The 318-nt window shown below is 42.8% G+C and carries 2 pseudogenes; both read left to right on the top strand.

Annotated features, from left to right (window positions below):
• Positions 1–115, top strand: a pseudogene (locus tag D7V20_RS19645) (3-oxoadipate CoA-transferase); the annotation flags it as partial.
• A gap of 122 nt (positions 116–237) precedes the next feature.
• Positions 238–318 (top strand): annotated as a pseudogene (locus D7V20_RS20275) (hypothetical protein); the annotation flags it as partial.

Here is a 318-nt window from a genome sequence, read left to right as displayed (position 1 = left end):
AATTGATGTCACTACTGAAGGTTTAAAAGTCATCGAGAAAGTTGACGGTTTAAGTTTTGCAGAATTACAAGCACTGACCGGTGCAACGTTGATTGATGCGACGCAACAGAATTAAGGATTTGAATCCCCCTAAATCCCCCTTTGATAAAGGGGGACTTCCTTGATTTCTAAATAGGATGACTCCTCCCTTTCTTAAAGGGAGATTGGGAGGGATTTTAGATTAAGAGAAGAAAAGACATGAAAGACGCTTATATTATCGATGCCATTCGTACCCCATTCGGCCGTTATGCAGGAGGCTTGGCTCCTGTACGTGCAGAC

The sequence above is a fragment of the Acinetobacter rongchengensis genome (assembly GCF_003611475.1).
Classification (GTDB): domain Bacteria; phylum Pseudomonadota; class Gammaproteobacteria; order Pseudomonadales; family Moraxellaceae; genus Acinetobacter; species Acinetobacter rongchengensis.
This window is presented reverse-complemented; position numbering and strand designations above follow the sequence as displayed.